19 protein-coding genes are annotated in these 18744 nt (G+C 34.5%); 10 read left to right on the top strand and 9 right to left on the bottom strand.

All coding sequences use genetic code 11. The features are described 5' to 3' along the window. The first annotated feature begins 87 nt into the window (after nt 1–87). Entirely contained in the window at nt 88–1914 is a 1827-nt protein-coding gene (locus FFONT_RS04490; protein WP_014558046.1) for an aldehyde ferredoxin oxidoreductase family protein, read from the top strand. Nucleotides 1915–1917: 3 nt separating this feature from the next. Here FFONT_RS04490 and yjjX read toward each other — a convergent pair whose 3' ends face one another. After that, entirely contained in the window at nt 1918–2451 is a 534-nt protein-coding gene (yjjX, locus tag FFONT_RS04485; protein ID WP_014558045.1) for an inosine/xanthosine triphosphatase, read from the bottom strand. A 305-nt stretch (nt 2452–2756) separates the two neighbouring features. Here yjjX and argF point away from each other — a divergent pair, with 305 nt between their 5' ends. Both argF and FFONT_RS04475 read left to right on the top strand, forming a co-directional pair. Continuing rightward, on the top strand, nt 2757–3677 hold the full coding sequence (gene argF, locus FFONT_RS04480; protein ID WP_148683657.1) for an ornithine carbamoyltransferase: 921 nt from the start codon (nt 2757–2759) through the stop codon (nt 3675–3677). 52 nt (nt 3678–3729) lie between these two features. Continuing rightward, a complete protein-coding gene (locus FFONT_RS04475; RefSeq protein WP_148683656.1) occupies nt 3730–5031 on the top strand; it encodes an arginine deiminase family protein in 1302 nt (433 codons plus the stop codon). A gap of 312 nt (nt 5032–5343) precedes the next feature. On the opposite strand, the gene FFONT_RS04470 is transcribed toward FFONT_RS04475, so the two are convergent. Next, nucleotides 5344–6186: a M55 family metallopeptidase gene (locus tag FFONT_RS04470; protein ID WP_014558042.1), complete on the bottom strand. Its 843-nt coding sequence runs from the start codon at nt 6184–6186 to the stop codon at nt 5344–5346. A gap of 233 nt (nt 6187–6419) precedes the next feature. Between FFONT_RS04470 and FFONT_RS04465 the strand changes: the two genes are divergently transcribed. The 4 genes from FFONT_RS04465 (at nt 6420) to FFONT_RS04450 (ending at nt 11408) form a co-directional block, all read left to right on the top strand. Further along, complete coding sequence (locus tag FFONT_RS04465) at nt 6420–7880, top strand: APC family permease (RefSeq protein WP_014558041.1); 1461 nt, start codon at nt 6420–6422, stop codon at nt 7878–7880. Between the two features lie 72 nt (nt 7881–7952). Further along, entirely contained in the window at nt 7953–8990 is a 1038-nt protein-coding gene (locus FFONT_RS04460) for a dipeptidase (protein WP_148683654.1), read from the top strand. 1 nt (nt 8991) lies between these two features. Beyond that, nucleotides 8992–9990, top strand: a complete 999-nt coding sequence (locus FFONT_RS04455) for a dihydrodipicolinate reductase (protein WP_014558039.1) — start codon at nt 8992–8994, stop codon at nt 9988–9990. 26 nt (nt 9991–10016) lie between these two features. Continuing rightward, complete coding sequence (locus FFONT_RS04450; protein ID WP_148683653.1) at nt 10017–11408, top strand: aspartate aminotransferase family protein; 1392 nt, start codon at nt 10017–10019, stop codon at nt 11406–11408. Between the two features lie 26 nt (nt 11409–11434). Here the strand turns inward: FFONT_RS04450 and tpiA are convergent, their stop codons facing one another. Then, on the bottom strand, nt 11435–12130 hold the full coding sequence (gene tpiA / locus FFONT_RS04445; protein WP_014558037.1) for a triose-phosphate isomerase: 696 nt from the start codon (nt 12128–12130) through the stop codon (nt 11435–11437). 20 nt (nt 12131–12150) lie between these two features. Then, complete coding sequence (locus FFONT_RS04440) at nt 12151–12717, bottom strand: hypothetical protein (RefSeq protein ID WP_148683652.1); 567 nt, start codon at nt 12715–12717, stop codon at nt 12151–12153. 78 nt (nt 12718–12795) lie between these two features. On the opposite strand from FFONT_RS04440, the gene FFONT_RS06990 reads away from it, so the two are divergent. Then, complete coding sequence (locus FFONT_RS06990) at nt 12796–12942, top strand: hypothetical protein (RefSeq protein WP_158308316.1); 147 nt, start codon at nt 12796–12798, stop codon at nt 12940–12942. Here FFONT_RS06990 and FFONT_RS04435 read toward each other — a convergent pair. Both FFONT_RS04435 and FFONT_RS04430 read right to left on the bottom strand, forming a co-directional pair. Beyond that, nucleotides 12939–14060 carry a tryptophan--tRNA ligase gene (locus tag FFONT_RS04435; protein ID WP_014558034.1) on the bottom strand — a complete coding sequence of 374 codons (1122 nt, stop codon included), beginning with the start codon at nt 14058–14060 and terminating at the stop codon, nt 12939–12941. The two genes, FFONT_RS06990 and FFONT_RS04435, sit on opposite strands and share 4 nt — an antisense overlap. Before the next feature lie 378 nt (nt 14061–14438). After that, the gene (locus FFONT_RS04430; protein WP_014558033.1) at nt 14439–15185 is read right to left on the bottom strand and encodes a nucleotidyltransferase family protein; all 747 of its coding nucleotides are present in this window, start codon (nt 15183–15185) and stop codon (nt 14439–14441) included. Nucleotides 15186–15391: 206 nt separating this feature from the next. Here FFONT_RS04430 and dcd point away from each other — a divergent pair, with 206 nt between their 5' ends. Then, a complete protein-coding gene (dcd, locus tag FFONT_RS04425; RefSeq protein WP_014558032.1) occupies nt 15392–15925 on the top strand; it encodes a dCTP deaminase in 534 nt (177 codons plus the stop codon). A 447-nt stretch (nt 15926–16372) separates the two neighbouring features. Here dcd and FFONT_RS04420 read toward each other — a convergent pair whose 3' ends face one another. Continuing rightward, nucleotides 16373–16765 (bottom strand): hypothetical protein, encoded by a 393-nt coding sequence (locus FFONT_RS04420; RefSeq protein ID WP_014558030.1) that lies wholly within the window; start codon nt 16763–16765, stop codon nt 16373–16375. Nucleotide 16766: 1 nt separating this feature from the next. Then, nucleotides 16767–17057, bottom strand: a complete 291-nt coding sequence (locus FFONT_RS04415; RefSeq protein ID WP_148683651.1) for a hypothetical protein — start codon at nt 17055–17057, stop codon at nt 16767–16769. A 69-nt stretch (nt 17058–17126) separates the two neighbouring features. Here FFONT_RS04415 and FFONT_RS04410 point away from each other — a divergent pair, with 69 nt between their 5' ends. Further along, nucleotides 17127–17699, top strand: a complete 573-nt coding sequence (locus tag FFONT_RS04410; RefSeq protein WP_014558028.1) for a DUF998 domain-containing protein — start codon at nt 17127–17129, stop codon at nt 17697–17699. 7 nt (nt 17700–17706) lie between these two features. On the opposite strand, the gene arcC is transcribed toward FFONT_RS04410, so the two are convergent. After that, entirely contained in the window at nt 17707–18672 is a 966-nt protein-coding gene (gene arcC, locus FFONT_RS04405) for a carbamate kinase (RefSeq protein ID WP_014558027.1), read from the bottom strand. Nucleotides 18673–18744: the final 72 nt, after the last annotated feature.

Here is an 18744-nt window from a genome sequence, read left to right as displayed (position 1 = left end):
ATACGTATATTTTTTCTTACCTTTTAACCATTTTTTAAAAGCAAATTTTTAATATTAGGAATTTGAATTTTTCCTTGATGATTAAGAATGAAAGGCTGGTGGGGAAAAGCCCTTTTTATAGATTTGGGAGAGAGAAAAATCAAATTCATGAGCATAGACCAAGATGTTTACACTAATTTCATAGGAGGAAGAGGCTTAGCTATAAAGCTTCTGTGGGACTTAGTTCCGCTGGGCGCGGATCCTCTTTCACCAAAAAACGTATTAATAATTGCTTCTGGTCCTCTTTCTGGCATGCCTTTACCAAGTAGCGGAAAGCTAGTCGTTGCTTCAAAAAGCCCATTGACTTTCGGATATGGAGATGGAAGTTTAGGAACCATGGCTAGCCACCACCTGAGAAGGTCTGGGTTTGATGCAATTACAATTACAGGAGCGTCTGACAAACCTGTATATCTTTATATAGAAAACGATAAAGTGCAGATTTTTAGTGCAGATGATCTTTGGGGAAAAGATACTTTTGAAACGGAGGATAAGCTAAAAGAAAGGCATGGAAAAGATGTAGGAGTACTCTCTATTGGAAAGGCAGGAGAAAATTTGGTGCGATATGCCACTATTACCTCTTTAAAAGGGAGAAGTGGAGGAAGGCCCGGAATAGGCGCTGTCATGGGTAGCAAGAAGTTAAAAGCTATTGTAATAAGAGGGACAAAAGAGCCAGAAATTTTTGATGAAAAAGAGCTCAGAAGACTTTCTGCAGAAGCATATGAGAAGATACTGAAGGATTCTAATTATAAGTTTTGGATCAGTCAGGGAACGATGACCACTATAGCTTGGAGCCATAAAAACAGCGTCCTTCCAACAATGAATTTCAAAGAGGGAACTTGGGATAGCTATGAGAGTATAAGCGGAGACTTTATGGAAAAGATAAAAGTCGGGAGAAGAGGCTGCCCTTACTGCAATATGCAGTGCGGAAATATTATAGAAGATAATACGGGAGAGCTAAGCGAGCTTGACTATGAAAATGTTGCAATGCTTGGAAGCAATCTCTTAATAGACGATCTGAGAAAAGTAGGAGAACTTAATAGGCTGGCAGATATGTTTGGGCTTGATACTATAAGTCTTGGAAATAGCATCGGCTTCTACATAGAGGCAGGTGAGAAGAGGATGGTAGGGGAGAAAGTTGAGTGGGGGGATTTCAAAAGAATAAGAGAGCTTATAGAGGAGGTTGCAGAAAGGAGAGGGATCGGGAATTTTATAGCTGATGGAGTCATGAGGATGTCCATGAATTTAGGAAGAGAAAGCGAGAGCTTCGCTATGCATGTAAAAGGGCTGGAAGTTTCGGCCTATAACTGTTACTCTACTCCGGGTATGGCTCTCTCTTATGGGGTCTCGCCGATCGGAGCTCACCACAAAGATTCATTTGTAATTGCACAGGAGGTTTTGAGAGATAGGCTTTCTTACAGCAGAGAGAAGGTTGAAAAGGTAGTCGCCTTACAGAACATGAGAGGAGGAATGTTTGAATCGTTAACTACATGCAGATTTCCTCCATATGAAGTCAGCCTAGACCTTAACTATTACCCAAAAATGCTTAACGCTGCTACTGGGCTGAGCATAACTTTGGATGATTTTAAGATTGTAACGGACAGAATTTATTCGTTAATTAGGGCATTCTGGATCAGGGAGTTTGGATACTGGAGCAGAGAGCTTGATCTTCCTCCAAAGAGGTGGACCACGCAGTCTATGAGTAAGGGTCCGTATGCAGGAGTCAAGATCGATATAGAAAAATACGATGAAATGCTTTCCTATTACTATGAGCTGAGAGGCTGGAACGATAGAGGCATACCAAAAAGAGAAACACTAAATAGCTTGGGGCTTGATTTTGCAATTGCACCTTTAGAGAAAATAGTCAGTTTAAAGTAAAGACTAGAAATATAAATTGCTGTTTTGAAATGGAATCAAAGACATCATTACTGCATAATAAGTGAGATCCTCTCTAGTTACTCTTCCCTTTGTTAAAAGCTTTATTACTCCTCCTTTTTCTCCTACGTTTTCTGTATTGAAGTACGCATCTGTGACTTCTTCTAGTTCCCTGTATTTTTTTGTAATGATCCCCTCAGAAAACGATTTGGGAATTATAAAAGAAGGAGAAAAACCGAAATATCCTCTGCCGTCTTTATTTATAACAAACGATGCTTGTATATCATAATAGCTTTCCTCTATCTTTATAAGCCCTGCTTCAACTCCTACACCAAACTCACACATTTCACTCGATTTAATTGCTTCCTTAGCCCTTTTCTCAGCGCCACTCATAATCTCTTTTATTCCTATTGGCTGAGGAGGAAGTTTATATGATAGATCGATAGCGAGCAATTGAACTTCCTCGTAAAAACTAGAGAAAGCTCTCTCTATACCTGTTATTTTACTAACATTTTTAGTTCCTATGCAAACAAAAACCATTTTGCCCCCACCAAATTTGATGTTTTTAAATAAAAAATAAACTGAGATACTTCCAAAAAGTTTTGCCTTATATCTCCTTTGTTTACATGTTAATATAGTTTAACATGATACAACTTACCTCGTAAATGCAATACGAGATGAAGGATCTTTACTTTATCTGTGCAATTTCCTTCGGCAATTCCTTAATTTTTTTAGTTAGAGAATAAAATATATTAATGAGAGAAAATAATTTAAAAATATCTAAAATTTTAAAAAATCTACTTTATTTTATAAATTATAAAAATAAATGGAGGTCGTTTTATTTTATGGCAAAATCTTTACTTTCAGTAGCAGATCTTTCAAAAGATGAGATAAATGAGATCTTGGATAGGGCTAAAGAGCTGAAAAAGAGCATAAAGAGCCGTCAAGAGCTAAACATTTTGAAGAATAAAGTAGTTGGACTTCTTTTTGAAAAACCATCGACAAGAACAAGAACAAGCTTTGAAGTTGCAGCTTTAAGGCTAGGTGGAAGCGCAGTATACCTTTCTGCAAATGAGCTCCAATTAAGTAGAGGGGAGCCAATAAAGGATACTGCAAGGATATTGGGAAGCTTTTTGGATGCGATTGTTGCGAGGGTTTACTCCCACAATACAGTTGTTGAGTTAGCAAAATATGCTAATGTTCCAGTTATAAACGGACTTAGCGACTTAGAGCACCCAACTCAGATCCTCAGCGACATGCTTACAATAATTGAAGCTAAAGGAAAGCTTGAAGGATTGAACTTCGTATTTATTGGCGATGGAAACAACATGTGCAACTCATGGCTTTTGGGCTCAGCCATAGTTGGAATGAACATGACTGCCGCTATACCTAAGGGCTACTATCCAGACCAAAAAATACTTGATAAGGCACTTGAAATTGCTAAGAAGACAGGTTCTAAGATAAAGATCGTGAACGATCCTAAGGAAGCTGCTAAGGATGCGGATATTCTCTATACTGACGTATGGGTGAGCATGGGTCAGGAGAAAGAGACTGAAAAAAGGATGAAAGACTTTCAGGGATATCAGATAAATAAGGAGCTTTTAAGGCTGGCTAAAAAGGATGTCGTAGTAATGCACTGCCTGCCTGCACATAGAGGTCTAGAAATTACAGATGATGTTATAGAAGGAGAGCAGTCAATTGTTTGGGTTCAGGCAGAGAATAAGCTATATGGAGCGGCTGCAGTGCTAGAGTATTATTTAAAGTAAACCTTTTTTGACCTTTTCGTAGCTGATATTTGCTCTATTAGGGCGGATTTTTATGGTGGGTATTAAAGCAGAATGGGATCCTTTGAAAAAGGTAGTAATGCATAGACCAGGAATAGAGATGTTCTTCTCCCTTATTGAACCATATGCTTCTCTTTATGATAGAGCCTTCAGTCAAAACGAGGCCTTGAGAGAACATGAAAGATTGGAGCATATTTTAATGCACGAATTTAGGGTAGATGTAATTCGTTTGAAGGACTTCATCCTTCAAGAAGCTGAAAGAAGTTCTAAAGTGAAAGAAGAGCTTGTAAAGATGGCAGAAGAAAGGGTAGAATTTAGAGGAGACGAAGAAGACGTAAAAATGGCGAAGGACGAGTTTTCTAGATATAAAGATATATATGACTCAGAGTTCTTCTTCAACCTTATATTGCTAAGCCCGAAGGTAACGCTTGAAAGAGGGAGGGGAGAGAGGGCGATCTATTACAATGTAACAGTAAGGGAACCGCTTGGAAATCTCTACTTTATGCGGGATCAACAAGCAGTTACTGATAAAGGAATAATACTTTCCAGAATGTCTAAGCCTCAAAGGCGAAGGGAAACCCAGGTAACTAAGTTCTTGTGGAAACTGATGGGAGAAGAAATAGTTCATGAAATAAAAGAGCCTGGAACTTTTGAAGGTGGGGACTTTATACCTATGAAAGACTTTGCGCTTATTGGAACTGGAGACAGAACTAACCAAGAAGGAATAGAGCAAATTCTAAAGCACGGAGTAAGCTTTGACGAAGTGGCAGTTGTACATCAGCCTGCCCATCCACTTATTCCTGGAGACCAAACTGATCCTATGATTAACATGCACTTAGACACTTACTTTAATGTACCTTCAAGCAATGTTGTAATTGGATGCGATACTTTGTTGAAAAGGGCAAAGATTGATGTTTACATAAAAGAATCAGAAGGCAATTACAGAAAAGAAGAAGAAAGAAATCTCAATTTATATGATTACATAAAGGAAAAAGGCTTTGAGATCATTAATATAACTACACTTGAGCAAATGTCATATGCTTCAAACTTCCTAACGATAAAGGATGGAACTATTCTCGCAATAGAGACTGAAAGGATAGTGAAGAGAACCCTCGCAAATTTGGAGGCAAGCGCAAGATTAAATCCAGAAAGATATGGCAAGCTTCTAGAGCAGGCAAAAAAAGATTATGAGCATCTCAAAAATGAGGGGCAATTTTTCCCACATAAAAAAGAGATGTACAAAAACGGAATAGATGTATATACTGTGGACTTAACAAACCTTACTGGAGGATACGGCGGGGCACATTGCATGACCTGCTCATTAAGAAGAGGCTAATTTTTCTTTAAAAATTTAAATTTTTTCTTGTTTTAGAATTTAAAAAAATAACGTGGTATTTTTATGTGAGCTACTCCGTTCTTTGGGAGCGAGGCTTCCAGCGTTCAATTGAGCTTTACGCTCCAACTCCCTCCGCTAAAGCGAATGGTTACAACTGAAACCCTCGCCCTTTAGGGCGAGGAGGAGGTCAGAAACAAAATATAAACTCTTATAAACCTTTATGGAAATCTGAAACAGAACGCTGATGCTAAGGATCAGAACATGCTAAAGCTTTTTTTCATAAAAAATTTTATTGAATTAGATAATCTTTTCTTATTGCCCTGTCATTACTTTAACTGCTGACGCTACTATAGTTAAAAGTTCCATAATATTGTAAGCTTCGAGTACACTATTTGATATATACTCTATGGCTGTCGCACTAACTCTTTTCACAAATGGTAGATATTCGGCAACCTCAGCATATCCAGAGTATAAAAAGTCGATTTTTACATTTACTGGTTTATCTATAGATGCAACATTTGCCTCACCATTGCTCATCCTCCTCACAGCTTCCTTAACTCCTTGAGCTAGATCCTCATTGAGCTTTTCAATAGATGGGCTTATAGATGAGTACCTGCCATAGGACTTCTTTAAAGGAACGAACACGGCCCACGGAGCGAACTTCTCCACATCCTCCCTCAAAGCCTCATCTCCTGCTACAAATATTACAGGAATCCCTATTTCTCCTAATGCCAGTGTATTGAAGATAAATTCACTTGTTTTTTCGCTGTTCAATCTCAATTCCTTAATAGTTGCACTACTGAATGAATGATCGTATGTTGCATCTTTCGTCCCTACACCTGCGTGATATCCTAAGAAGAATGCCGCGCTGCAACCTTCAGCTCCAGTTATCATTGACCTAGGTCTCGGATAGCCTCTAACTAAATATGCATATTTAGGAAGCCTCTCATAGTATATGTTTATCATATCAGCATGAGAATCTGCTACAATCACCTCATCGAATCCCTCATCATGGATCGCTTTCACAGCGGCGTATGTTAACTCGCTCGCTATCCTCCTCCCCTCCTCCCAGAGGGGGTTTCCGGTTGAAAGCTGTCCCCTGTTCACTATAAAGGGCAAACCCTCAAGATCTACAGAGAGAAAAGCTTTTTTCATTTTTCCACCTTTTATATTTTTATTAAAAAGAATTAAAAATTCTTCCCCATGATTTTTCTCTTATCTTTCTATTATCAAAATTTTCAGTTAATCTTATATAAAATTAATTTAACATTATAAAAAATAAGATCATATATACTCCTCTTATTATGTTTTTTGTCTTTTACAACAAATAACTTTAAATATCAATATTTTTTATTTTATAGTTATTAATTAAAAAACTAAGTGGTGGTATGTTTGTGTCATTAAAAAGAGTATTATCTTGGCCTCAGTTGCTAGCACTTGGCGCTGCCGGAATTATTGGTACAAGCTGGGCCTATATGAATACAAGGTTCTATTCGATATATGGTCCTGGAGGAGTAATACTTGGATATGCTATAGGAACCTTAATGGCATTTCTGGTTGCTTTAGCATATGCTGAAATGGGATCCACAATTCCAAAAGCTGGAGGAGAAGTAGCATTCGTTTTCCCAACACTTGGTCCTTTGGGATCATTTTTTGTTGGATGGATGTTCATTCTTTCCTCTGTCCTCGCAGGCGCGGCATTTTACGTTATAGGTATTAGCTTGCTCTTAAGTTGGTGGTTGCCATCACTTTATACGATCCCAATATATTCAATTGCAGGAGTGCCTGTATACTTGCCCGCACTGCTTTTAGGTATAACTAGCGCCATTCTTATTTTAATATTAAACTATAGAAGTGTCTCGTTGACCGGTCAAGCTCAGCTCATTATGTTTATAATGTTGTTGCTCGCAGGGGCAACAATATTAATCACAGCGTTATTTAAAGGATCGATATCAAACTTCGCCAATCCATCGCCATTTCCGCAGGGCGAAAATCCGTTAGGTTTGGGACTCAGGTTTGGGCTCATATCAATAGGTTATCTAAGCGGGTTCGAAGGACTGCCTGCGCTTGCAGAAGAGATAAAAATCAAGCCTAGAACGTTTGGATTGGTAATTGCAGGAAGCGTTCTTGTCGCTGGAGCCTTCTACATGACAATGATGTTTGCAGGAAGCTTATTTGTCCCATGGCAGCAATCCTATGCAATTGCGCACAGAGGGACTATAGAGCTTATGTCAAGGTATTCTATATGGCTTGGACTAATTGCATGGCTCGCGTCATTTTTGGGACTCGTTACTTCATGGATACCAACAGTCATGACAACTTCTAGGATGGTCTTTGCATTGGCTAGAGAAGGCCTATTTCCGAGCCAATTCGAAAGAATACATCCAAAATACGGAACTCCAACCATTGCTTTGATATTTGTTACAATAATTTCAATAATATTTGGAAGTTTAGGTGAGCAAGGGCTCATATGGTTCCTGGATATCAGCGGAGTTGGGCTTGGAACGTGTTGGTTGTTGTCAACATTGTCAATGATATTGACAAGAAGAAAGTATCCAAACATACCTAGGTATTTCAAGGTTCCAGCTGGGTATCTTGTTGGGATCCTTGGATCGGGTATAACTTTAACGGTGATACTAGTTTCAATAATACCTGGGACCTCTCTCAGCCTCGTCTGGCCATATGAATATATGATCCTGATACTATGGATAGTTCTCGGAATGATAATCTATCCGTTTGCAAAGAGAAGGATGAATAAACTCGGCATTGAGACTGTGGCAAGGAATTTGCTTGGAGAATACTACGATGTAATTTATGGAAAGAAGGAGGCAAAAACAGAGACCAAATAAAAACATCGTTCAAAAATTTTTTATTTTTTTATTTTACATAATAATTTAATAAACTTCTAATTGGGTGGAAAAATGGGAAATCTTTTTGAAAGCTTACCAATTATTGATCACCATGAGGACGTCTCCTCATATTTTCTATATCCTGGTGAGGGAGGAGCTCCTTATGGTAACTTTGGAGAGGACATTCCTGGAAGGGAGGCGGATATACCAAAGTATAAAAGGGGAAAAGTGAGGTGTGTCTTCTCTGCAATCTTTCCTGGAATAGAAACTTTTAGGCCGGAAGAATCTAAGGAACTGGAAAAGATATATGGAAAATGGCTTCCAGCAACAGGATACAGAGTCCCACAGGCGCTTTTATGGGAGCATGTTTCTATATACTATAAGCTATCAGATGCGTACAAAATAAAAATAGTTGAGAGGGTGGAAGATGTCGAGAGTTGTATAAAGGAAGAAAGACTTTGCTTCGTTCTTCATCTTGAGGGGGCTGAGGCTCTTGATGAGCCCTACGACCTCGTCTTATTAAAGAAAATCGGACTGAGAAGCATAGGAATAACTTGGAACTACGTAAATAAATATGGAACGGGGTGCGGAGCAAAAAAAGATACAGGTTTAAGTGAGATGGGAGAAGAACTCGTAAAGATGGCCAATAGATTAGGAATAATTGTTGATTTGGCACATGCAAGCAAGAAAACTTCTGTAGAAGCTATTGAAATAAGCAAGAGACCTGTAATGATAAGTCACGCAAATGTGAGAAAGCTGATTGATAGAAGCAGAAACGTCGATGATGAATTGCTAGAACTGCTTCATAAAAACGGGGGAATTTTGGGTTTTTCGGTAATTGGTCCATTAATTTCAAACAGACCGAGACCTACTCTTGATGAGCTGGTTGACCATGTTATGTATGTGTATGAAAATTATGGAGCAGAAAACATAGCTATAGGTACTGACTTTCTAGGACTGATGGGACTTCCCTCTCCAGAAGGACTTGAATCTGTAGATAAATTGCCTAATCTTCTTGAAAAGCTTGCAGAGAAAGGCATGAATGATAGTGACGTAAGAAAAGTAGCATATGAGAACTCTCTTAGACTAATGAGAAACAACTTCGTATGAGGTGATCCGTATTAAATTAGGCATATATGGATTTGGAGCAATAGGAAAGCTAGTTGCCAACGTAGCATTAGAAAGAGGATATGAAATTTCTGGGGCTGTAGACGTGAATAAAGAAATTTTAGATAAAGACATTGGGGAGATTGTTGGAAAAGAAAAAATAGGAGCAAAAGTAACCAATAATTTAAATATTTTAGAAAATTCTGATGTTATTATACATACAACAGGATCCTTTTTAGATTCAGTATTTGAGCAGCTTGCTAACATAATTAAGCTAGGACTGCCTATAGTATCTTCCTGCGAAACCTTATCTTTCCCCTATTATAGATACCCAATTTTAGCATTAAAGCTCGATAAGCTTGCCAGCTCTTATATGATTCCTATAATAGGTACTGGAATAAATCCTGGATTTATATTTGATACTTTGGTAGCTACTCTTTCATCATCTGTTTCTCTCGTAAAAAAGATCAAAGCTATAAGGAGTTTAGATGCATCAAAGAGGCGAGAGTCTTTTAGGAAAAAGATCGGAGTTGGTGAGCCTCCTGAAGTTGTACTAGAAAAGCTGATGAAAAAAGAAATCTCTGGGCATGTTGGATATGCTGAATCTGTATACCTTGTTGCACTATCAGGTGGGGTAAATCTCTCAAAGGTTGAAGAGAGTTCTGAACTCATATTAGCAGAAGACGATATAGAACAAAATGGCATAAAAGTTAAGAAAGGAATGAATAAGGGAATGAGAGGTTATGGAGTAGGGTACCTTAATGATAAAGATATTGTTAGAATAGATTTCCAAGCTTATGTTGGAGCACCTGAATTTGAAGAAATAAGCATAGAAGGTAAGGATTATAATATCACATGGAAGAGTACAGGTACTCCTGGAGATCTTGGTACTGTTTCAATGCTTCTGAATGTTGCTGAAAAAATCCTATATATGCCTCCGGGACTTCACCTTATGACTGAATTGCTTCCTTTTGGAACTAAATTTGATATGTCAAAATTTTAATTTAAAAACGTTGATAGGTGGGAAAAATGAAGTGGGATGATATTTTAAAATTTACTTCTAAAAAGATAGAAAAAAATTTAGAAATCGTAAAACTTGATGAAGAATATATTTCCTCAGCTTCAGCTTTAAAGTATTTCCCTATTGCTATTACTAAAACAGAAGGCTCAAAAGTATGGGATGCAGACGGAAATGAATATATCGATTTCTTAACCAGTGCGGCGGTATATAATATTGGCCATAGACATCCAAATGTAGTTAATGCTATTAAAGAACAAACTGAAAAGGTTTTAAATTATACGATAGCATATTTTTATGAAGAAAACCCTGTTAAGCTAGCTAAATATCTTATTGAAATAACGCCAGGATCTTTTGAAAAGAAAGTAGCCTTCGGATTCTCAGGTTCAGATTCTGTTGATATTGCATTAAAAGTTGCAAGGGCATACAAAAAGAAAAAAGGCATAATATCTTTTTACGGTTCATATCACGGAACAACTTACGGAGCGCTTTCTGCAACTGGTATAATCGATCCTCAGCTTAAAGATACAGTTTTCCCTTCAAAGGACGTTTTATTTGTCGAATATCCCGATCCTTATAGAAATCCGTGGAATATTGACGGTTATGAAGATCCTTTAGAGCTTTCAAATATTGCACTTGAAAACATTGAGAAAAAAATAAAAAATGTAAATGAAGATGTTAGTGCCGTAATTTTTGAACCTATACAAGGCGATGCAGGAGTAATCGTACCGCCAAAAGGCTTTATAGAAGGACTTAGAAAACTTGCGCAAAATTATAATATCTTACTTATCGATGAGGAAGTTCAGAGTGGTATGGGAAGAACTGGAAAATGGTGGGCAATAGAGCACTATAACATTGAACCTGACATACTTATTAGTGCGAAAGCTTTAGGCGGGGGTATGCCCATTTCTGCTGTTATCGGTAAAAAAGAAATAATAGATAGCATTCCTCCTCCGTTGCTTGTATTTACTCATACAGGTCATGCAATAAATGCAAGCGCTGCAATTGCTACAATAGAAACAATTAAAAAAGAGGGATTAATCAAAAAAGCTTATGAATTAGGCAATTATGCTATAAAAAGATTTAGAGAAATGAGCGAAAAATTTTCTATAATAGGCGATATCAGAGGCAAAGGATTGATGATAGGAATCGATATCGTGAAAAATACTAAATTAAAAGAGCCAGATAAAAGTTTAGCTTTAAAAATTTGTTGGAGAGCTTGGGAAAAAGGTCTAATCTTAATAACTTTTGGCAAATACGGAAACGTTTTAAGAATCGCGCCACCGCTTAATATAGATATAAATGAATTAGACAAGGGTATCGAAATAATAGAAGAATCAATAAAAGATGTATTAAATGGCAAAGTTTCAGATGAAATACTGAAATATTTGAGAGGCTGGTAAATTTAAAAAATAAAAATTTTGAATACTTATTTGTTTAAACTATTTAATCCTTCAGCAAGCTCAAATATCTTTTTTTCTGGTTCTTTTGATTTCATTATTATGCTTGAAACAAGAATTCCATCAGCACCTAGCTTAATGGCTTTTCTTGCGTCCTCTTTATCAACTATACCAGCACCAACAAGAATTGGAATTTTTTTAAAACCAGAATTTCGTATTTTTTCAACCGTTTTAGTAACTAGTTCAGGTTTAGATTTTGAAACGCTTACTCCTGTTCCTATAAGATCTGGTGGTTCCATTGCAACGATATCTGCACCGAGGTTTGCAACTGCAAGCGAAGATCTTGGAGTCTCTGCACAAACTATACTGTATAAGTTATTTAGCTTAAGCCTTTCTATTCCTTTTTCGATTTCAAAAATTTTCAGCTTATGTTCACTGTGATTAAGAATTGATCCTTTCCCCCCTGAACCAGCGATCATTTCTGCTGTTATAAAGCCTGTTCCTTGACCAGGTATTATTGGATCAACGTGCTGAGCGATAACATCTATTGACACTTCTTTAGAAATTCTCCATATTTCAGTAAAGGGAACCGCTATTATCGTTTTTATACTAAATTCTAACTCCGCTTTTTCAGATGCTTTTGCAATTAATAAAGCTTGATGTCCATAGCTCGTTTCATATGCCTTATAATTAATGACAAATATAGGTTTATTAGCTGGCAACATTAAACATCACTTTTCAAGTTTTATGAAGTTCCATTTTTATTAAGATAATTATAAAGGACCGTTGATATTGTTTGATTTAATAAGGAAGCATCAAAATAGCCTGTGTTATTTATCGGTGGAAAGTTGTAATAAATAAAAGATAAATTGGAAATAAGCACTAAATATGGAGTGCCGAAGTAATTTCCTAAAAGTTGTTCATAAAAGCTGAATGTTGCTTTAGCTGACGGATCTGTGCAGCTACTAGAAAAATATGTACAAACAATTTCAACTGGTGTAATATTGTATGGATTCTTGCTAAGTAAATAATTTGTCATATATTCAGACCAAACAGGATCAAAATTTTGGCACGCAGGACAATTTAGATTCCTTAGATATATCAAATAGGTTCCATTGTCTTTTGGAAACCATGCTGTGTTATTAGTATTTTCTTTTATCCATTTATTATGATAATATACGTATACTCCTTCAGAATTTACTATGGGTTGTATCCCGAAACCTGAAAATATGGGTACAACTATTGCAAATACCATTAGTGATATGAAAGCAATTCCAATTATGATAACTGCTAGTTGCTTTGCATTAGGCATTTTTCCCACTTCAATAATTATTTATTTTAATTATAACTACTAATACTGAAAATGTTTTTGTTAATAAGGGTTATAAAAATGAAAAAAGAAAAGGCCATAATAGAAAAATGGGGAAAAATTCTATATATAAAAACTGAAACTGGAAAAGAAGCACTCGTTCCAGAAGAAGATTTATGTAATCTTATTGAAAGATTTAATTTAGAAGTAGATGGAGTAAAATGCTAAAATTTTGGAATTTCTTCGATGTAGCTTTCTGCAACATCTTTTGCCTGTTCAAGCTTTTTCCTATGATCGTCCAAAAACTTCAATGTTTTTTCTATAGCTAATTTCTTATCTTCTCCACAAAGAAGTTCTCCTCTCCTACATCTCATAAATATATCAAGAAGATCCTTATCATTTGGCATTAAATGGTACAAGTACATTTCATATATTGCACATTTTAGAGGTTCTCCCCCAAGTCTTTTCTGTTCCTCAATAGTAGCTCTTCCACCAGTCAGCGCATTATTTAATTTTTTTACAACGATTTCAGGAGGATCACTTAAAAATATAGCGCTTTCAGGTCTGCTACTACTCATTTTTCCTCCATCAAGACCGGTCATAAATCTATGATAAGTACTCGCAGGCCTTCTGAATCCTAATTCTGAGGAAAATCTATCAGAAATATCTCTTGTAAATCTTATATGAGGATCCTGATCAGCTCCAACTGGAACAAAAACATAATCATATCCTCCAAACTCCTCAAGCATAGGATGCAATATATCTGCAGCCTGCGTAAATACTGATACTATCTTTCCAGGAGTTAAATCTCCGTAAATAGCTGTCATTTCTGCCATTGTAACTTTTTGACTAAACATCTGTATTAATCTGTAGTAAGCAGGTTTTGTTGCGCTTTGAAAATATATTCTTAGATTTTTTTTCTCCAATCCTAATGCTATTGCATTTGCAACATATTCTTCTATAGCTAAACGAATAGTTTCTTTTCTTTCTACCTTCCTAACAGAATATGCTTCGATATCAGCTAATGCTAAATTTATATGAAAGCCTTGCTTTTGATAGTATATTATTTGATCGAAAAGAGCTTTATGCCCAAAATGAAGTTTTCCACTAGGCATAAATCCTGTAAGTAATGTTACTTTTTTCCCTTCTTTAAAAGCCCTTAAAACAACGTCAAAATCTCTATGCCCAAAAACTATTCCTCTTTTCATCAATATTGATGGATTTTCAAAATAATGAATTACTTCTTTGAATGGTCTTATCCCAAACAATGTAAAAAGCTTATCATAATCTTCTATAGAAGAATATCCCCAAGGATCTAGAATAATTTCTTTTTTATTTTCTTCCATCTAGCTTCACTACCATATATTTTTCTTAAAATCTCATTATAAAAATAAATCAAAATATTATAAATTAAACTTTAATCCACTAGTTCCACAAGAAAAAAAGGGGTTGTTTACATATTAGTTTACTAAAGAATTTTTTTAAGAAGAGAATTTTTCAAAAAGGAAACACCCCTTAGTTTCTTATGGAACAAGTCAAAAATAAGAATTTAATTTAAAAATCATAGCTTAGTCAAACTTCCCGACACACCCCTTAGTTTCTTATGGAAAACAATATCTATAAAAATAGAAATATAAAAAAAGTTTGTATAAAAATATTATTTGTAAATTCATAACAAATATCTTTATACGACTCTATAAGAAATTAAGGGGTAGTAAGGGTTACTAAAACTGATAGAACAACTTTTGATAAATAGAATTTAGCCATGTTTTATCTATTTTTTCATATCTTTCGATACTGCCTATATCATACCATTTATCTTTAAAGAAGTATGGCAAGATCAAATAATTTTCTTTTATTAAAAACGGAATAAAATCGCTCATAATATCAGTTTCTTTTTTATGAATTTTTTTAATTAAAGAAATTAAATTAGTTTTCATTGTAAGAATTCCGATCGTTGCATTTAGCTCAAGCCAAGGTTTTTCTTTTAATTCTATTATTTTATCATTTTCAATTTTAGCAATTCCAACTGGAACATTATATTTTTCAGTTACCATTAAAGTTGCATCAGCATTTCTAGAACTATGAAACATCATCATTTCTTTTAAATTAAAATCACCAAGTATGTCACCATAGTAAATAAGAACATTTTCTGTATCATTAAATAAACCATTAATATATGCTTTTAAAAGCGCTCCAGCACTTCCTTTGTAATTTTCATCGTCTTCGCTGTAATCTATATTTACATTAAACCTTTCTCCATTTCCGAAATAATTTTTTATTTGGTTTCCTTTGTAACCTATTAAAATTACAATATCGTTGATTCCATTAAGTTTTAACAATCTTATAATAAATTCAAGAAGAGGCTTTTCTTCTGGTCCTAATGGGATCATCGTTTTTTGGATATAATATGAAATTGGCCAAAGCCTTTTTCCCTCTCCACCAGCCAAAATAACGCCTTTTATTTTCATTAATTTCACCTTTATGCATTATTTTAATCAGCAAGGGCTCCTATATTTATCTTCATAACCATGATGGTTCAGAGACCGCCACACTCATCATTTTAATTAATTAGAATTAAAAACAAATATTTAATGTTGTTTTAATTAAAAAAGTAAAGTTCTATACATTATAAAGGAAGTTAGTATAAATTATAATTTAATTTCGGCGATGTTATATGATATTAGGAGATAGAGATTTAAAATATTATATAAAAACGAAAAGAATTGTTATAGAACCATTTGATGAAGAAATAGTTAGGGAAAATGGCCTTGACCTAAGACTTTCAAATGAAATCGCTAGATTTAAAAGCAATAGTGAACCTGTTGATTCTAAGGCTAATTTTCTTGATCCGTTTCAGTATTATACCATAGAAAAAGGGGAATCTTTTGTAATTCAACCAAATGAAAGAGTTTTATTAAATACTTTAGAGTATGTTAAGCTTCCAGATGATCTTATGGCTTTTGTTAATCTGAGGAGCACCTTTGCACGCTTAGGATTAATTGCACCACCTACAATAGTTGACGCTGGATTCGAAGGAAATATCACAATAGAGGTTGTCGGAGGAGCTTTTCCAGTTAAATTGCATGTTGGAGATAGATTTATACATTTGATATTTGCAAAATTGTTAAGTCCCGTTGAAAAGCCATATTCTGGTGATTATCAGGGTCAAAAAGGAGTAATGTTTCCGAAAATGTTTAACAAAAAATAGAATACTATTTTTTATCATAGAAATTTATCATTGAAAAGAAATCTAATAGTATAAATGTAATAAAAATAGCAAAAAACAAATAAAGCAAAGGATTAAAGTTAATTTCTATATTTACTATACTATTACCTTGAGTTATGGAATAAGAAATAAATCCATTATTAAAAGAAGTAAAAATTATCATTAATACTATAATTTTGGATATTGCTTTAACTATAAAGCTATATACGGTTCCTTCTAATATTTCGGAAGCTGTTGATAAAAATAAAAAGAGTACAACATATGGAATATAATTTCTTAGATTAAAATAAAAAAGAGGCGATATTTCTTTTAATATAGGAAAAGAAATTGTATTAATAAAAAATTGTATTGTTAATATTAATATAATGAGTAAAGCGCTATATATTAGTCCAATAGTTATTGATTTTATAATCTTTTTCAATGCAATTTTCAAAATTTAACACCGGTATTAATTAAATATAAACCCATAATCTTGAAAGAAAGAGTATATGATTTAATGTTAAATTGTTCGAGTTCTTTTAAATTAGAAGCGTTTAGAGGAATTGAAAAATTCAATGAACTATTTGGAAGAACTTTTTCTGCATAAAAATTGAAACTTTCGTTTGATGCGTTGATAGTTATGTTAAAATCTGTTAAATAAATATCTCCGTTATAGTTTAATTTAAAATCTAGATGAGGAGTTTCAGAATCAACTATTTCATAGCTATAGCTTATTAAATTTTTGTTTGTCAAAGCATCAATAGAGAAAAGAATTAGTGGAAGTAAAAATAAAAATAAAACAAATAGAGAAGCAATCAGAAAACCGACTTTTACACTCTTCATTTTATTTTTCACTTGATTGAGAAAATTTTTCTAATCTAAAAGCATCTACTCCATACTTTATAAATATTCCTGAAATCCAAACCATGATCCCTAAAAAGGCTATTTTTGCAGCGAGAATTATTAGTTCATAGCTTGAATTTATTATAGCACTAGAAAGATCGCTGTAGTTTGAAGGTATTGCCAGTGTATAGTTGGTGAAAGAATTGTATGCCAGTATAAAGGAAAAAAGAAGTAATATAATTCCAATTGACAGCAATATTATACCCATGGTGAATGATAATTTAATTTTCATAAAATTCTCCTGTTTAATTATTAAAAATATTATATGATAAGTATTATAAATTTTTATCGGAGATAAAACATGAGAAAAAACCCGAGCAAATGGATCAGATATTTTAAGTATCAAGGGATTATTGCTTTTCTTATAGCTTTTATTGGAATATTAATAGCGGTTAAATTAAATCCATGGTTTGATGTTTCAAAAAACGCTCTAAGCGATTTAGGAAGGATTGGACTAAAATATTCTTCAATATTTAACATAACATTGATTATCTCATCTCTCTTTGCAATATCTTATATTCCTTACATGTTAAAGCTTTTATCCAATAAGTTTGGTGCCTTCTCCGTTGGTGTATATACAGTAGGAGCATTTCATTTATTTTTAATTGGAATGTTTCCTGAGGGTACAAAGTTTCATTGGTTTGTATCACTAGAATTTTTTATTTTAATGTCAATTTCACTGCTTCTATTTTCTATCACTATGTTAACACTCAAAAGAAAGACGAGCTTTTTCCTCTTTCTCATTTTATTTTTGTTGAGTTTATTAGGATCTTTATTTGTGAGATGGCCTTCTACTGCATTGCTAGAAATATATAACATTACCATATATTTCTTTGGCTTTTTGATTTTATATTTCTCAGAATATTTAAAATAATTAAAAATTAGTCTGGTAATATTTTCGTCCCAGACTTTCCTTCTAATATGTCTTGAAGTTTATATAGATGTCCTATATATGCAGGCTTACCGGTTTTCTCCGCAAATCTTATTGCTGCTTTAACTTTTGGACCCATGCTACCAGCTCCAAAAATGCCTTGCTCTAAAAGCTTTTTCGCTTCACTAACTTTAAGTTCTTTAAGTAGCTTCTGGTCAGGCTTTCCATAATTAATGTAAGCACCCTCAACATCTGTCAATATTATGAATATATCTGCATCAACAACGGAAGCTAATAGCTGACCGCCTAAGTCTTTGTCTATTACAGCTTCTCTGCCTTCTAATCTTCCTATTTCATCGGCAACAACCGGGATTCCACCACCACCGCTTGCAATTACAATAAAATCATTTTCATAAAGCAATTTAATTGCCTCTTTCTCGACATTATCGACGACATCTGGAGAAGCTACAACCCTTCTGTAACCTCCCCTAGGATCCGGTTTAATTACCCACCCTCTTTCTTTTTTCAATTTTTCAATTTCTTCTTCGTTATAATAGTATGGACCTACATACTTAGTAGGATTGTTCCATGCAGGATCGTCTTTTTTAACAATAACTTGATTTATCAGAGTTACTGCACGGTAGTGGTGGTCAAGTCCTTCTTCAATCAGCACATTTTGAATTGCTTGCTGTAACATATAACCTATCCATCCTTGAGTCATAGCTCCTGCAATATCCATAGTTAACGGTGGAATTTTGTCTTTTAAAGCTTCTATCCATTCCATAACATTTCCTACTTGAGGACCATTTCCATGAGTTACTACTACTTTATATCCTCTTTTTATTAATCCGACAATTTCCTTTGCAGCTACATAAACATTCTTCCACTGCTCTTCTACAGTGCCTTTTTCCCCTTTTTGCAAAAAAGCATTTCCACCGAGAGCGATGACTATCAGTTGTCCATCTTTTTTAAACAAGAAAAATCAACCTCCAGATTTTTTGGTTTTTAAAAGGGAAGAATAATTACATAAAAATAAAATAAAAGCTTA

The sequence above is a fragment of the Fervidicoccus fontis Kam940 genome (assembly GCF_000258425.1).
In the GTDB taxonomy this organism is placed as follows: Archaea; Thermoproteota; Thermoprotei_A; order Sulfolobales; family Fervidicoccaceae; genus Fervidicoccus; species Fervidicoccus fontis.
This window is presented reverse-complemented; position numbering and strand designations above follow the sequence as displayed.

Coding starts and splice junctions, on each gene's coding strand:
- FFONT_RS04470 (WP_014558042.1), bottom strand. CDS start 6,186: ATGAAAAAAGCTTTTCTCTCTGTAGATCTTGAGGGTTTGCCCTTTATA.
- dcd (WP_014558032.1), top strand. CDS start 15,392: ATGATATTAGGAGATAGAGATTTAAAATATTATATAAAAACGAAAAGA.
- FFONT_RS04410 (WP_014558028.1), top strand. CDS start 17,127: ATGAGAAAAAACCCGAGCAAATGGATCAGATATTTTAAGTATCAAGGG.
- FFONT_RS04490 (WP_014558046.1), top strand. CDS start 88: ATGAAAGGCTGGTGGGGAAAAGCCCTTTTTATAGATTTGGGAGAGAGA.
- FFONT_RS04440 (WP_148683652.1), bottom strand. CDS start 12,717: ATGCCTAATGCAAAGCAACTAGCAGTTATCATAATTGGAATTGCTTTC.
- FFONT_RS04415 (WP_148683651.1), bottom strand. CDS start 17,057: ATGAAAATTAAATTATCATTCACCATGGGTATAATATTGCTGTCAATT.
- FFONT_RS04475 (WP_148683656.1), top strand. CDS start 3,730: ATGGTGGGTATTAAAGCAGAATGGGATCCTTTGAAAAAGGTAGTAATG.
- FFONT_RS04430 (WP_014558033.1), bottom strand. CDS start 15,185: ATGAAAATAAAAGGCGTTATTTTGGCTGGTGGAGAGGGAAAAAGGCTT.
- yjjX (WP_014558045.1), bottom strand. CDS start 2,451: ATGGTTTTTGTTTGCATAGGAACTAAAAATGTTAGTAAAATAACAGGT.
- FFONT_RS06990 (WP_158308316.1), top strand. CDS start 12,796: ATGAAAAAAGAAAAGGCCATAATAGAAAAATGGGGAAAAATTCTATAT.
- argF (WP_148683657.1), top strand. CDS start 2,757: ATGGCAAAATCTTTACTTTCAGTAGCAGATCTTTCAAAAGATGAGATA.
- FFONT_RS04465 (WP_014558041.1), top strand. CDS start 6,420: ATGTTTGTGTCATTAAAAAGAGTATTATCTTGGCCTCAGTTGCTAGCA.
- FFONT_RS04460 (WP_148683654.1), top strand. CDS start 7,953: ATGGGAAATCTTTTTGAAAGCTTACCAATTATTGATCACCATGAGGAC.
- FFONT_RS04420 (WP_014558030.1), bottom strand. CDS start 16,765: ATGAAGAGTGTAAAAGTCGGTTTTCTGATTGCTTCTCTATTTGTTTTA.
- FFONT_RS04435 (WP_014558034.1), bottom strand. CDS start 14,060: ATGGAAGAAAATAAAAAAGAAATTATTCTAGATCCTTGGGGATATTCT.
- tpiA (WP_014558037.1), bottom strand. CDS start 12,130: ATGTTGCCAGCTAATAAACCTATATTTGTCATTAATTATAAGGCATAT.
- FFONT_RS04450 (WP_148683653.1), top strand. CDS start 10,017: ATGAAGTGGGATGATATTTTAAAATTTACTTCTAAAAAGATAGAAAAA.